The following is a 14,396-nucleotide window of genomic DNA, read 5'->3' on the forward strand; positions in this document are numbered from 1 at the left end:
CAGGCACTGCGCGAATCCGGCTGGCCCGAAAATAGTACTGCCCGCCAGCACGAGATTCGTGCGCGCCGCGTCACCCAAAAGCATGAGTCTGGGTGTAATCCTGTCCTCATCCGTTCGAATGACCCCTTGCCATCCGGGACCTAAAGCGGATCACGGCCCCTCAGAAAACTCGGGTTAATCTTGCGCCTTCATCGAATGATCACGCCGCATCCATGAACCGCTTCATCGCCCTGCTCTGCGCAGTGTTTCCCGCGCTAAGCAGCGCAGCATATTCCCCTACCCTGACTGAAACCGCCGTGTTCGAGGCCGTCTTGCGCGATGAGTTCAACGCCTTTCTTGAAGGTGGCGAGACGGTCATCGGAAGCCGCCTGGGGCTGGCCCGAGCGCCGGCCGTAGCGGTTGCGATGGCCTACGCCCGCGGCGCCAGCGCCCCCTACCCGGCCTCAATGGACAACGCCCTGCTGATCTCGGGCGCCGTCGCGTCCATCGAGCGCGATGCACGCGGCAAGCATATGGCCGTCTTCGCGACCCCACAGCCAGTAATGGTGCGCGCCGAACTTCCCCTGGGGATGTCGCCGGCAGCAAGCCTGACGCTCGTGTGCGGCAAGATGCGCGTAGTGGATAGCTCCCCCACCTTCTCGGATTGCCAGGACGCCGCCGTCGTCGGGCGCCAGGCGGTGGCTGCGCTGAAAGCCGATGTGGCCAACTTCTATGAAGGCAAGCCGACCGAGGCCAGCGTGTCGCGGATGGCCATCAATGTGGCGTTCTACGCAAGTCAGCTGCCCGCTGACCACGGTTGCCCCGATGAGATGGCGCAATGCCGGCAGCACATAGAAGCGGCCACCGCGTCCGCCTCACGCTCGCAAGCGCTGCGTGCGGTGGTGCGGCGGTTTCAGGATGCCGGTGTGGACTTGAGTCCGTATGAGGGTGGCGCGCCTTCCGCGGATTAATCCGCCCCGCGATGGGGCGCATGGCGGGTTGGGTGCAACGCTACGCAGACGCGCGCGTTACGCGGCAGATGGTTCGCAGCACTTCCGCCGGATCAGCCGGCTTAGACAGATACGCCGCGTAGCCTTCACAGGCTGCATCAATTTCATGCTCGGGACGGCCGCTTAATACCAGCACTGGCGTGTCGCTCAAGTAAGCGTTTTCGCGCATGGCGGTCAGCAACGCGGCGCCGTTCATGCCGGGCATGGAAAAGTCGGTGATCACGAGGTCGGGGCGCAGATCCAGCATCTGCTGCAACGCTGTCAACCCATCGGTATGCGTCGTGACGTTGTAGCCTTCACTGCRCAGGAACTCGCTCAACATGTCGATCAGCATCGGCTGATCATCGACCAAAAGAATTTTCATCATACTTATTCAGTCCGCGTGAGGCGGCAGTAGTGTTCTGGTTCTGGCCGGCCTGAAGAACCCGCGATGGTAGGGCAAGCAAGCCGTATAGGTGTAAAGCATTTGTATCGGCACGAAACCGCTATTTTGCATGACTGCCAAGTGCGCGCGCCGGATTGCCCGCCACGGTGGCGCCCCTTGGCACGTCGCGCGTGACGACGCTGCCCGCCCCAATGATTGCGCCATCACCCACTGTGATGCCGGGCAAGATTATCGCCCCTGCCCCGATCCAGACACTTTTGCCGATCTGAATGGGCCGGCCATATTCCAAGCCCGCGTCGCGCGTTGCGGCATCGCGGGGGTGGTCTGCCGCCAGAATCTGCACGCCAGGGCCGATTTGCGTGCGGTCGCCAATAACAATCGGCACCACGTCCAGAATGACGCAATTGAAGTTCAGAAAAACGTCGGCGCCCAAACTGATATTGAAACCGTAGTCGCAATGGAACGGCGGCCGGATCACCGCGCCCTGGCCCACCGCGCCCAGCCGCTCACACAGAAGCTCACGGCGCTGCGGCAAGGGTTGCGACAGGCTTGCGTTATAGCGGGCAAGCCACGACAACGTGGCCGCCTGCGCTTGCTGAATCTCGGCGGCCGAGGGGTCATAGAGTTCGCCTGCGAGCATTTTCTTCAGTTCACCAGTGAGCACGGGAAGGGACATCGGGTTCCTTTATTTATCGGCGGGCGCCAAGCTCTTGGAGGCAACAACGGACGCTACGACGCCGGCTTGTCGCGCGCGTCCGGAGGAGTCGGCCGGCCAAACGCGTCCTTGCCTTCTTGCGCTTGGGAGCCGCCCGCCGGATAGCCGGAATTGGTATTGGGATCGGTATTGACGTCGCCCTGCGGCGGGCCATCGGCTACGGGCTGGCCCGTCCCGCCCGTGTCGCTGCGATCAACATGGGGTGATGGCGGCGGATTGGGCGCGGGTGCGGGTTTGGATTCGGTCATGGTTGTCTCCTGGGGTATGCGTATCTCGGCTGGCGGGTCGCGGCTTGCCTATTGCGGCCTGCGTATCGCGTATCGCGGGTCGCGGGTTGCGGGTTGCGGGTTGCGGGTTGCGGGTCGCAGCTTGCGGCTTGCGGCTTGCGGCTTCCGTGATGCCACGCGGCCGACGCACGCAGCAACTTTCGTTCCTGACACCCCGCCGCCCGCAAAAAAGCCCCCTCCGTATTCAGCGTACAATCCCGCCGGCTTCCCCCCTCCCCGCCTCATTCCGGCGTGCCCGGATGCGTCATCACCCCCTCCCGCCTTCGAGAATTTCATGTTTCGGCAGTTGTTGGCCTTAGTCCTTGGGCCGCTTCTAGGTTTGTTCGTTGTCTGCATCGGCAACGCGTTCATCTCCTCTCTGACTACGCTGCGTCTGGACGCTGCGGGCGAATCGGCCACCGTCATCGGGATCATTTCGTCGTCGTACTTCATCGGCCTGACGCTGGGCGCCATCTTCAATGACCGGCTGATTGCGCGCATCGGCCACATCCGCGCCTACAGCAGCTTTGCGTCGCTGATCGCCGTCACCGTCTTGCTGCAAGGCCTGATCTACGGGCCGACCGCGTGGTTCGTGCTTCGCCTGATCAATGGCTGGGCCTGCGTGGGCGTGTTTCTGGTGGTGGAAAGCTGGCTGCTGCTCGCAGGCGACCCGAAGATGCGCGGGCGCTTGCTGGCGCTGTACATGATTGCGCTCTACGGCTCGGGCGTGCTGGGCCAGCTTCAGCTGGGCGCCCTCACACAGCTGGGCGACATGGCGCCCTTCATGGTGGCGGGGCTGCTGGCCTCGTTGTCGGTAATGCCGATGGTCATCATTCCGCGCATCTCACCGCTGGTTGAACGCGTTGAACCGCTAATGCCACAACACCTGATCCGCATGACGCCCACGGGCGTGATGGGCTGTTTCGGGTCCGGGGTGGCGATTGCCGCCGTGTATACCTTGCTGCCGCTGTACTTGCAGCGCATCGGCCTGGACGTGGCCGACGTCGGCAAGATGATGAGCGCCGTGATTCTGGGCGCGATGGTATTGCAGTATCCCGTGGGCCGTTGGTCTGACCTGCGCGACCGCCAAGTGGTGCTGATTGCGCTGGCCGTGTTCTGCACCGTGTTGAGCCTGCTGATTCTGCTGCTGCCCGCGGGCTCTCCGTTGCTGATCGTGTTGTTGTTTCTATTGGGCGGCGGTGTGTTCGCCATCTATCCGGTGGCCGTCAGCCACGCCGCCGACCGCGCGCCGGCCGATGCGTTGATCCGCATGATTCAGGGGCTGCTGCTGATCAATTCGCTAGGCTCGGCGCTGAGTCCGCTGGCCATTTCACCCGTCATGTCGACGTTCGGCGCCGCCGGGTTTTTCTGGTGTTTTGCAGTGCTGAACCTGAGCTTGATGGTCTTCTTCATCTGGCGGCGCGGCGAGCGCCCGGCCCCCGCACCGGTGGCCCCCTTCGCCGCCGCCGCGCAAATGTCGCCAGCCGGCGTCGAGATGCGCGTAACGGAAGACCTGGTGCAAGGCGCGCTGGATCACGAAATGACCGAAGACCTGACAAACGTCGTGCCGGGCGCGGAAGCAGCGGAACCGGTGCTTTCAGCAGCGCCGAATCCGGTGCCTGCGCCGGGTGGGGACTAGAAAATCAACGCGCGTTTCCTGATATGTAACCGCCCAGCAATACCTGAAATATCATGAAGCCCAATGGCAATCACGCGCCCTTATACTCGCCTCCGCACGGCGTGGCACCCCATCTTGCGGCGTTTTAACCCGCCTTGGCGCGTGACAGATAATCAGCCTGCAATATAAAAACCAGCACCCTTGCGTTGCAAAAAAAATCAACAGGAAAGCGCCTACTCCATGACCCAGACCCTGAAGGCCAGCCCGACGCTGCGCAGTACCTTGGCCGGATTGCTTGTGGCCGCGTTTGCGGCGCTGTCGGCGCCGGCCGCTGCTGCCCCCGCTGCGCCCGCCCCCATCTCCAAGGAAGCCGCTGCGGCGGTCACTCCTCCCGATGCGCCCACGGTGATGTACGCCATTTATGACGTGGACGGCAAGGGCGAGACCACGTATGAGGTCACGAACGGCAGCGTCGCCACGTACTGGTTCGGTCATGCCTTTGAATCCGAAGGCACGCACTATTACACCGGCTTCGCGTGGGACACGGCGGATCGCTATGGCAAACCGGGCGAAGATCAGGTCGGCCCCGGCACGCAGGTCAACCTTACGGAAGTCACGTTCACGCTGACGGACCCGGCCTCCGACAAGCCGTGGAAATTCCGTGGCATGGAGCCCACCATCGGCACGTTCGGCGCGTACGAACGGGGTACCGACGTGGACCCCAAACGCAAAGCGATCGAACACCGCACGCCCGGCGGCAAGCTGCTGTTGGCGGTGCCAACCACCAGCTTTGACAATGGCATCACCAGCGACGGCTACGACTTGCTGGTCTTCAATCCGGACCGCCTCAAGCGCGACGGTAACGACCATGTCTGGACGTACGTGGGCGGCGTGTTGACCGGAGAAGACAACAGCGCGGCGTGCGCCGATGGGGAAGTCATGCCCTGCACGGGCAGCTCCGGTGAATTGGAGTTTATGCCCGACGGCAAGACCGATATGCCGGCGTTGAAGATCACGCCCAAGGGCACGACGATTTCGGGCCCCAACAAGACCCGCCATCTGGGCGCCGCCGACATCACGACTTATGTTTTCGACCCGGCGAAAAAGGCGTACGTCAGCAAGTAAGCAACTGCTGAAAAGCAGGCGGCCAAAACGCGCCCCATACCACCGCAATACAGCTGCAATACAGCTTGCGTACAGGTGCAATTAAGGCCGCCTGCCTACAATTTCCGCATAGCATCTCTACCGCATTCGCGGTTCGAATTCCATGCGGCTTCTTCAGCAGGTCACGACTCCTCCGCCCGTGGGCGGCATTCGTATCGAGTCTTCAGATTCCCGTCAGGCAAACATCGCGCGGCAAGACCTGGACCGATTTCTATCGGAATCCGGGCTGCATGATGCGGCCACCGGCGCAGGCTTGACCGGCGCGTCACCGGGCGCGCATGCCTGGTTGCGTACGGCCGTGGCCGATGTCATCGCCCCCGGCTACGACACTACTGGCATCGCGCAACGGCTGGGGTTGCGGACCGACGTTGATGACGGCGATCTCGACCGCGAGATTCTGCTGGCGATGTTGGCCAGCCCCATCGCCTTCACGTTTCCCGATGTCGCGGAGTTGAAATCGGCGGTACGCATCCGCCGCTATATCGTCCAAGCCGCGCGCAAGACGGCCCTGGCGTTCGACACCGAACACGCCGAGCGTCCCGAGGACTTCTGGACGTATCACGAAGACAGCGGCTTTACCGTGCTGCCAGGACGCTCGCTGATCGAGGGCTTGCGCCGCGCCACGCAGCCTGACGCGTCGGGCCAGTTGTATGCGTTCTCTTGCTACCGGGCGACGGAATACGTGACGGTGCTGGGCCTTGCTCAGGAATTGCAGCAGGCCAACCCGGAACTCGCGCGCCGTTTGCAGCGCCAATGGGAAACGCGTGCGGTCATGTCCGGGCGTTTTCATGACGCCTTCCTGCACGAATACGGATCGCTGGACGCGCCTTTGCCGCAACGCTTTTACGTGCCGGGTGACCGGCTCTGGTTCCGCAACCCGGACGCTGCGTCCTCCGATGTGGAAGGCTACGAAGGGTCGTGGGTGTTTTATCTGGGCAATGGCCAGTTCAATAATTTCTGGGAACACGGCAGCCCCTATACGTTGACGTCAAAGTGCGTGGAGATTTTCCACTGGCGTCACGGCCTGCGCAAAGACGCATCCGGCAAGCTGTTCATGGACGAGCAAATCGTTCACGAACGCGTGCAGCAGACACTGGCCGACGCGGATGCCACCGCCGCCATCCTTGAACGCATGGCGCGCATCCGCGACCCGCAAGGCGTCTACGCGGAAGGAGGCTGCATTGACGCCACGCGTGAGCGGGTGCGTTGGGTGCGGCCAGGCCATTGCGACATCGTGCTGCCGGAATTTCCGAGGCCGTCGCCGATGTCCATCGCCGCCTGAACTGACGCGCGAATCGCGCGCCCGCCGGGCGTGAAGATCATGGCAAAATCGCGCCATGAACCTCTACCTGGTTGGCGTTATCGTTCTGCTTGCGGCCGCGGCCGTCATCTATCGCTGCCTGCACCGCCGGCCGGATGACACGCCTGGGTCCATCACCCGAACCCTTATCACGGGCGCGCTGCTTTACGGCGTGATCGGCCCGCCTGTCGGCTTGCTCGTCGTGACGCTCACGATGTCGATTCCGCAATTGATGCGCGACCTGGAGGGGTTGCAGGTGGCCTATCTGGTGGGCGGTTTACCGGCAGTGATGTGCGGCGTGACCGCCGGGGCGCTAAAGCCCGCGCGATCCTCATCTTCATGGTCCGCAGAATCTACCTGGCCCGCGTTTGCACTGGCCTGCGCCGCCGGCGCCGTGTACGGCTTTGCGCTGGTCTTGGCGATTGTCAACAGCGACAGCCTGCGCTTTGCCGGCGAGGCCTTGCGCGCGGGCGCCGCACCCGGCTTGGCCGCCGCCGCAGTCTGCACCTTGCTGTTCCATGGCAGGCCCTGGATGGCTCACAAGCCGCGTCCCACCTAGCGCGGCATCGTGGCGCATTGCCCACATCGCGCCGTGCCGCTGCCCACGCCGCGACGTGCTACTGCCCACATCGCAACGTGCCGCTGCCCACGCCGCAACGTGCCGCTGCCCACGTCGTAACGTGCTACTGCCCACGTCGCACCGTGCAGCTGCCGTTAGCCCGCTTCCGGCATCACCCCAACATATCGTCCTCGTGGCCGGATCACCTGCGCCACGCTAAGTTGTTCCAGGCTGTGCGCCAGCAAGCCAATGCTGCGCGCGGTGGCGAATAGCCCAAACGCCGCATCTTCCGGCAAGCGGTAATGCGCCACCAGCGCCGCCAGCGCCACATCAATATTCGGCGGCAGGCCCGTCAGCTGCGTGGCCTTTTCGATGAAGCGCGCGATGACGTCGGGCGGTTCGAACTGCGCCAGCAACGCCGCTGCGCGCGGATCGCCGTCGGGGTACAGGTGGTGCCCAAACCCCGGCAGCGGCAGGCCGGTAGACAGGTAATGCGCAATCACCTGGTCTTCACCCAAGCGTTCCACCTCATTGAACAGCGCCTTGACGCGCCCCGAGGCATCGCCATGCAGCGGGCCTGACAACGTCGTCAGCCCAGACAGCAGGCACGCCGGCAATGACGCGCCCGTCGACGCCGCGATGCGCGCCGCAAAGGCGGAACTGGTGAGTTCGTGGTCCACCAGCAAGACCATGGCGGTGCGCAACCCCTCAGCCACGTGCGCGGGCTGCTTCCACCCTTGCGCAAAACGCAGATGCAACGGCTGCTTGCCCGGCTGCGCGCCAAACGCATTGGCCAACTGCCCGACCAAGGCCTGGCATTCGCTATGCAGCACGCGCGTCATGCGCCCATGCGTGGAATGCCCGGTGGCGGCCAGCGCCGCCAACGTCGTGAACGCTGCTACCCGCCCGGGTGACGACACACGCGTCGCGGATGAAAAATCAACCGGGTGCTCGGCGTTCCACAACCACTGCGCCGCGGCTTCCAGGCTGGCCGTCTGCGCGAAGGCCACCGCATCCTGCCCGCGATACACCAAGCGCTGGCGAATGAAGGCCGAAATGGCGGTTGGGATGCTGGGTTCAGCGCCGAACAGCGTGTTGGTGGCAAGCGTTTCGTGCTTGCGCCCGGCCTGCTTGCGCTTGGCCAAGCCCGCCACATCTTCTGCCCGGTACAGGCTGCGCCGCGTGTCGGCCGGATCTGGCATCACTTCCAGTTTGCCGCGGCTGACATACGCGTAGATGGTCTGCGGCCGCACGCCCAATTGGCTGCACACCTCGGCCATTGAAATCCAGGAACCCATGATGTCTTGTTGCAAGTTTATATGTTGATTTTATAGATCAATATTGCTTTGCAAATCAATCATTAAATACGATGGGATCAATCATCCACGCACGCATGTTTCGCCATGCCGCCCACTTGAGCTGAACCCTATGAAGCCCCAGGTCCTGCAACTGAACCCCATCCTGATTCCCGCCATCAATGACGAGCTGGCCTCGCTTTACCAGGTACACAAGTTCTTCGAGATTGCCGATCAGCCAGCCTGGATGCGCGAGCACGGCGCGTCCATCAGCGCCGTCATCACGGGCGGGCACACGGGGATATCCCGCGGCATGCTGGAACAAATGCCCAACGTCAAAGTCGTGGCCGTGAACGGCGTGGGTACGGATGCGATGGACCTGGCGTATTGCCGCAGCCGCCACCTGCCCGTAACCGCCACACTGGGCGCGCTGACCGAAGACGTGGCGGATCTGGCCATCGGCTTGCTGATCGCCGCGTGCCGCAACCTGTGTGCCGGCGACCGTTTTGTACGCGACGGCTTGTGGGAACTAAACCCCCAGCCCAGCGCCATTCCGCTTGCGCGCCGCTTCAGCGGCATGCGCGTAGGCATTGTGGGCATGGGCCGCGTCGGCCGCGCCGTGGCCGTGCGCGCCGCCGCCTTCGGATGCCCGATCCGCTACACCGACCTGCGCGCGATGGACGACGTGCCGCATGAATTCGTGCCTGCGTTGCTCGACCTGGCGGCGGCTTCCGATGCGCTGGTGTTGTGCGCCGCGGCCGACAAGGCCGAGGGCATCATCAACGCCGCCGTGCTGGACGCATTGGGCCCGCGCGGCTTCCTGGTGAATGTGGCGCGCGGCCGGCTGGTCAATGAGGCCGACCTGACGCAGGCGCTGGCCGACGGCCGCATCGCGGGCGCGGGCCTGGATGTATTTGTTGACGAACCACGTGTGCCGCAGGCGTTGCGCAACACCGACCGCACGACGCTGCAAGCACACCGCGCCAGCGCCACGTGGGAAACCCGCCACGCCATGGGCCAGATGGTGCTGGATAGCGTGGCGCAGGCGCTCGCGGGCGAACGCCCGGCGATGAGCCTGACCACCTGACCCGCAAGCGCCCGCCATGTCCGACTTCGTCTTTCCCCCTGCCGCCCCCGTCACGTTGGCCGTGGCGGGCAGCGCCTTGCGCTTTCCCGTGGCGCGCGTGTTCTGCATCGGCCGCAACTACCGATGGGATGCCAATGAACCCGCGCCCCAAGCCATGCCCGCGTGGTTCATGAAACCCGCAAGCGCGGTCGTGCCAGCAAGCGGGCCGCTGCCCTACCCGCCCGAGACCGCCGAGTTCTGCCATGAGGTGGAACTCGTCGTCGCCATCGGCCAAGGCGGCCGGAACCTGACACCAGAACAGGCGCAAGCGGATCACATCTGGGGCTACGCCACGGGTCTTGACCTGACGCGGCGCGACTTGCAGCAACAGGCCAAGCTTGCGGGCGGCCCGTGGGAACCCGCCAAGGCGTTTGATTATTCAGCACCGTGTACCCCCATCGTTCCCAGCAGCCGCGCTGGCCGCCTCACACACGGCGCGATGTGGCTGGCAGTGAATGGCGTTGAGCGTCAGCGCACGGACCTGTCCCAACTGTTGTGGCCGGTGCCGGCGCTGGTGGCGATGCTGTCTCGTTCAGTGGCGCTGATGCCGGGCGATCTGATCTACACCGGCACGCCTGCGGGCGTGGGGCCGCTCGTGCCAGGTGATGTCATCACCGCCGGTATTGCCGGCATTGGCGAGCTGTCCATGACCGTCGCCCCATGCGCCGCGTAATGCCCAAGAGCTACCCCAACGAGCGGCCCCAACGAGCTGCCCCAACGAGCTACCCCAACAAGCTGCCCCCACGAGCGGCCCCAACAGGCCGCCCAACAGACCGGCCCCAACAGCCATCACGCCCCTAGTCTTCCCTTCGTTTTCTGACATCAGGAGTTCACCCTTGAACGCAAGCTCGTCCCAAAAAATTGCCCTGGTCACCGGCGCTGGCAGCGGCGTCGGCCGCGTTACCGCGCTGGGTCTGCTGAACGACGGCTGGACCGTCGTGCTGGCGGGCCGGCGTGCCGACCCCTTGCACACGCTGGCCGCCGACGCCACCGCGCGCGGCCAGACTGCGGTGGCGGTGCCTACCGACGTCACCGACCCGGCCAGTGTGCAAGCGCTGTTCGACACCATCGAACAACGCTTTGGCCGGCTGGATCTGCTGTTCAACAACGCCGGCGTCAACGCGCCCGCTGTGCCGATGGATGAGCTGCCGCTGGACAAGTGGTTCAGCGTCATCAACACCAATGTGACCGGCGTATTTCTGTGCGCGCGCGCCGCCTTCGGGCTGATGCGCCGGCAGACACCGCAGGGCGGCCGCATCATCAACAACGGCTCGATCTCGGCGCATACGCCGCGCCCCTACACCGCACCCTATACCGCCAGCAAGCACGCCGTCACCGGGCTGACCAAAGCGCTATCGCTGGACGGCCGCGCCTTCAACATCGTGGCCAGCCAGATCGACATCGGTAACGCGTTGACCGAGCTGTCAGAACGCATGACGCGCGGCGTCTTGCAAGCCAACGGCACGACGGCGCCGGAACCCATGATGGACGCCACGCACGTCGCCAATGCGGTGCGCCACATGGCCGCCCTGCCGCTGGACGCCAACGTGTTGACCATGACCATCATGGCAAGCGCCATGCCCTTTACCGGGCGCGGTTAGCGCGGCACACAAGCACCGCAAGCACACAGCGCACTGCAAACCCAGAGTTGACTGAAGTTGACCATCACCCCCGAAGGAGACAAGCATGCAGATCACCACACTGGCCAAGGTTCTTGCCAAGGCCCTACCTAAAACCCTGGCCCTGTCGCTGGCCGCCGTGGCCATCACGCCCACGCAGGCCAGCGCGCAGAGCTACCCCACGCGCCCCATCAGCATCATCGTCCCCGCGCCGCCGGGCGGCGGCATCGACATCATCGCCCGCGTGGTCGGCGAGAAACTGTCGCAGTCGCTTGGGCAGCCGGTCATTGTGGACAACCGGCCCGGCGCATCCAACAACCTGGGCACCGCGCTGCTGGCCAACGCCAAGCCCGACGGCTACACCATCGGCATTGTGGGCGGCAGCCACAACATCAATAAGTACCTATTCAAAAACCTGGGCTGGGACCCGCAAAAGAGTTTCGAACCCATCGTCTACACCCACGAAATTCCGCTGGTGTTTGCGGTGTACCCGAAGGTGCCGGCCAAGACCTTGCCCGAGCTCGTGAGCTGGATGAAGGCGAACCCCGACGAGGCCAAGGTGGCGACGTCGGGCCGAGGCMGCGCGCAGGAGATGGCCGCCGAAATGTTCCGCATGGTCAGCGGCGCGCCGATGCTGATGATTCCCTACAAGGGCTCATCAGCGGCGCATCCCGATCTGCTGGCCGGCCGCACCGTGCTGTATATCGACACGCTGAGCGCCATGCAGGAACAGGTCAAGGCCGGCAACGTCCGCGCCGTGGCGATCTCCACCGCCAAGCGCGCCCAGGCGCTGCCTGATGTGCCGACCGCGCAAGAGCAAGGGCTGGCTGGCTACGACGCCAACACCAATGGCGGCTTCCTGGCGCCTGCCGGCACGCCGAAAGAGATCATCAACAAGCTCAATACCGAAATCAACGCGGCGCTGAAGCAACCCGCCGTGCGCGCAAAACTGGAAGCCGCCGGGATCGAGGTCCAGGGCGGCACACCGCAACAATACGCGGCAGTGATTCAGTCTGATTTGACCAAGTGGGGCAAGGTCGTGAAGGAAGCGGGTATTCAGCCCGAGTGACGTCGTCTGCGTAGCCGTTCCCTGTGCGCTGCGGCCATCAGGGAACGGCAAGCACAGGGACGCCTAGCCCGCCAACAACGTACATGCGGGCCACAAAAAATGTGTTGTGAGAAAGGGAAAACATAGAAAATCAGAAAAAGGTTATGTATCCTGATTTTCGCGAACATTATTCAGGGGCACCTCCCGCCCTTCGTTTCGCAAGCGTTAATTCAATCCCAGCATGACTAGCAATTCGTGGTAACCCTAGATCATTGATCGGCATTCCGTTTTTGAAGTCGGAAGTTTGGAGGGCACGTGACGCAGCATTTGCAGGTTGATTGGCCGCAGACCAGGCATTGCCTGGCACGCCGGCAACACCATGTCTCTGTTCCCTCGCCGGGCTTTCTTGCCCCCGCTGCGCCTCTGCCGCGCACACCGCGCTTCCTGCCCCACCCCTGAATGCCCACGTATCGCGCGAGCGGCGAACGCCCCCCCCCCCGCGCCATTGACCAGCAGTCCTGAATCGAACCGCATTGAAGCTATTGAGAGACCCAGGAGTTACACAGCCTGCGAAGGCAAGGAGGGGTGTCATGAAAGCAAGGCGATGGTTGGGAGCGGCGTTAATCGCCGTCGGCGGATTTTCCGTGATGGGTGGCGCCCTGGCGCAAACCAAAGACGCGGCGTCCGGCACGCAAGGACAGGCGTCTGGCAAGAAACCAAATATTCTTGTTATTTTCGGCGATGACATCGGGCAGGCGAACATCAGCGCCTACACACGTGGCGTGGTGGGATACCGAACCCCCAACATTGATCGCATCGCCAACGAAGGCGCGATCTTCACGGATTACTACGCCGAGAACAGTTGCACCGCCGGGCGGTCAACGTTCATTACCGGCCAATCCGCCCGCCGCACCGGCTTGTCGAAAGTGGGCATTCCGGGCGCGCCCGTCGGCCTGCAAGACCGCGACATCACCATCGCCCAGGCGCTCAAGGGCCAGGGCTACAACACCGCCCAATTCGGCAAGAACCACCTGGGCGATCGCGACGAATATCTGCCCACCAAGCACGGCTTTGACGTGTTTTTCGGCAACCTTTATCACTTGAACGCCGAAGAAGAACCCGAACGCCCCTACTTCCCGAAGAACTCCACGGACCCCGCTATCAAGGCCTACATGCCGCGTGGCGTGATCAAGGCATCGGCTGACGGCAAGATCGAAGACACTGGCGCCTTGACCACCAAGCGCATGGAAACGATCGACGACGAAACCGTGGGCGCCGCGCTGGACTATCTGGACAAGCACGGCAAGGACGACAAGCCCTTCTTCCTGTGGATGAACTCCACGCGCATGCACTTGTTCACGCACATCCGGCCTGAACACAAGGGCAAGAGCGGCATGCCCGGCAATGATTACGCCGACGGCATGTGGGAGCACGACCAGGACGTGGGCAAGCTCCTGAAAAAGCTCGACGACCTGGGCATCGCCAACGACACCATCGTGATCTACACGACGGACAACGGCCCCAACCAGTTCTCGTGGCCGGACGCCGCATCCACGCCGTTCCGCAGTGAGAAGGACACGAACTGGGAAGGCGCGTTCCGTGTGCCAGCGATGATCCGTTGGCCGGGCCACATCCAGCCGGGGTCGGTCAAAAACGACATCGTGTCCGGTATGGACTGGTTCCCGACGCTGCTTGCCGCCGCCGGTGACGATGGCGTGAAAGAACGCCTGCTCAAGGGCTGGAAACCCAACGGCGCCAACCGCGACTTCAAGGTGCACCTGGACGGCTACAACCAGATCGATTACCTGACCGGCAAGAGCGACAAGAGCGCACGCGAAGACTTCTACTACTTCAACGATGACGGCCTGCTGGTCGCCATGCGTTACGAGAACTGGAAGGTGGTGTTCTGCGAGCAGAAGGCGCCGGGGGGCTTTGCGGTCTGGAAGGAACCCTTCGTCTGCCTGCGCGTGCCCAAGGTGTTCAACCTGCGCATGGACCCGTACGAACGTGCCGACATCGTTTCCGATCAGTACAACGACTGGCTGACGAAGAACGCGTATCTGGCCTTCGTAGGCTCGGCCAAGGCATCGGAATTCCTGGAGACCTTCATCGAATGGCCGCCCAGCCAGAATCCGCCCAGCTTCAGTACTGACCAGGTACAGCGCGACGTGGACAAGAAGATCGAACAGTATTTCGAGGAACAGAAAAAGCAGGGCAAGGGCCCCAAGTAAGCCAGGAAACCTGGTGAATAGCGCGCCGCGCAAGGGAGCCTCCCACGCGCGGCGCGTGTGCGTTTCGGACAAGGAAAAACG

The 14,396-nt window shown here is 63.5% G+C and carries 14 protein-coding genes; 10 read left to right on the forward strand and 4 right to left on the reverse strand.

Annotated elements, in window-relative coordinates; all coding sequences use genetic code 11:
- The first annotated feature begins 212 nt into the window (after positions 1-212).
- Entirely contained in the window at positions 213-950 is a 738-nt protein-coding gene (locus AC1DSJ_RS20290) for a hypothetical protein (RefSeq protein WP_054427642.1), read from the forward strand.
- Positions 951-990: 40 nt separating this feature from the next.
- Here AC1DSJ_RS20290 and AC1DSJ_RS20295 read toward each other — a convergent pair whose 3' ends face one another.
- From AC1DSJ_RS20295 to AC1DSJ_RS20305, 3 genes are all read right to left on the reverse strand, one after another.
- Positions 991-1,356 carry a response regulator gene (locus tag AC1DSJ_RS20295; protein WP_476760376.1) on the reverse strand — a complete coding sequence of 122 codons (366 nt, stop codon included), beginning with the start codon at positions 1,354-1,356 and terminating at the stop codon, positions 991-993.
- 118 nt (positions 1,357-1,474) lie between these two features.
- A complete protein-coding gene (locus AC1DSJ_RS20300) occupies positions 1,475-2,050 on the reverse strand; it encodes a sugar O-acetyltransferase (RefSeq protein WP_342065642.1) in 576 nt (191 codons plus the stop codon).
- 53 nt (positions 2,051-2,103) lie between these two features.
- Positions 2,104-2,337, reverse strand: coding sequence for a hypothetical protein (locus AC1DSJ_RS20305; RefSeq protein ID WP_054427648.1), 234 nt, complete (start codon positions 2,335-2,337; stop codon positions 2,104-2,106).
- Between the two features lie 358 nt (positions 2,338-2,695).
- Between AC1DSJ_RS20305 and AC1DSJ_RS20310 the strand changes: the two genes are divergently transcribed.
- The 4 genes from AC1DSJ_RS20310 (at position 2,696) to AC1DSJ_RS20325 (ending at position 6,996) form a co-directional block, all read left to right on the forward strand.
- A complete protein-coding gene (locus AC1DSJ_RS20310; protein WP_245636494.1) occupies positions 2,696-3,994 on the forward strand; it encodes an MFS transporter in 1,299 nt (432 codons plus the stop codon).
- Between the two features lie 219 nt (positions 3,995-4,213).
- Positions 4,214-5,098 carry a hypothetical protein gene (locus AC1DSJ_RS20315; RefSeq protein ID WP_082387296.1) on the forward strand — a complete coding sequence of 295 codons (885 nt, stop codon included), beginning with the start codon at positions 4,214-4,216 and terminating at the stop codon, positions 5,096-5,098.
- A gap of 142 nt (positions 5,099-5,240) precedes the next feature.
- Entirely contained in the window at positions 5,241-6,419 is a 1,179-nt protein-coding gene (locus tag AC1DSJ_RS20320) for a hypothetical protein (RefSeq protein ID WP_441372002.1), read from the forward strand.
- A gap of 55 nt (positions 6,420-6,474) precedes the next feature.
- Entirely contained in the window at positions 6,475-6,996 is a 522-nt protein-coding gene (locus tag AC1DSJ_RS20325) for a hypothetical protein (protein ID WP_175168596.1), read from the forward strand.
- A gap of 155 nt (positions 6,997-7,151) precedes the next feature.
- Here AC1DSJ_RS20325 and AC1DSJ_RS20330 read toward each other — a convergent pair whose 3' ends face one another.
- Entirely contained in the window at positions 7,152-8,294 is a 1,143-nt protein-coding gene (locus AC1DSJ_RS20330) for a citrate/2-methylcitrate synthase (protein WP_441372081.1), read from the reverse strand.
- Positions 8,295-8,424: 130 nt separating this feature from the next.
- Here AC1DSJ_RS20330 and AC1DSJ_RS20335 point away from each other — a divergent pair, with 130 nt between their 5' ends.
- The 5 genes from AC1DSJ_RS20335 (at position 8,425) to AC1DSJ_RS20355 (ending at position 14,315) form a co-directional block, all read left to right on the forward strand.
- Positions 8,425-9,378: a 2-hydroxyacid dehydrogenase gene (locus tag AC1DSJ_RS20335; RefSeq protein WP_441372003.1), complete on the forward strand. Its 954-nt coding sequence runs from the start codon at positions 8,425-8,427 to the stop codon at positions 9,376-9,378.
- A 16-nt stretch (positions 9,379-9,394) separates the two neighbouring features.
- Positions 9,395-10,090 (forward strand): fumarylacetoacetate hydrolase family protein, encoded by a 696-nt coding sequence (locus tag AC1DSJ_RS20340; RefSeq protein ID WP_441372004.1) that lies wholly within the window; start codon positions 9,395-9,397, stop codon positions 10,088-10,090.
- Positions 10,091-10,253: 163 nt separating this feature from the next.
- Positions 10,254-11,018 carry an SDR family oxidoreductase gene (locus AC1DSJ_RS20345; protein WP_054427667.1) on the forward strand — a complete coding sequence of 255 codons (765 nt, stop codon included), beginning with the start codon at positions 10,254-10,256 and terminating at the stop codon, positions 11,016-11,018.
- Between the two features lie 85 nt (positions 11,019-11,103).
- Complete coding sequence (locus tag AC1DSJ_RS20350) at positions 11,104-12,105, forward strand: Bug family tripartite tricarboxylate transporter substrate binding protein (RefSeq protein WP_476760377.1); 1,002 nt, start codon at positions 11,104-11,106, stop codon at positions 12,103-12,105.
- Positions 12,106-12,674: 569 nt separating this feature from the next.
- Complete coding sequence (locus AC1DSJ_RS20355) at positions 12,675-14,315, forward strand: arylsulfatase (protein WP_175168592.1); 1,641 nt, start codon at positions 12,675-12,677, stop codon at positions 14,313-14,315.
- The last annotated feature ends 81 nt before the right edge of the window (positions 14,316-14,396 follow it).

It is taken from the genome of Achromobacter sp. 01N37 (assembly GCF_056399725.1).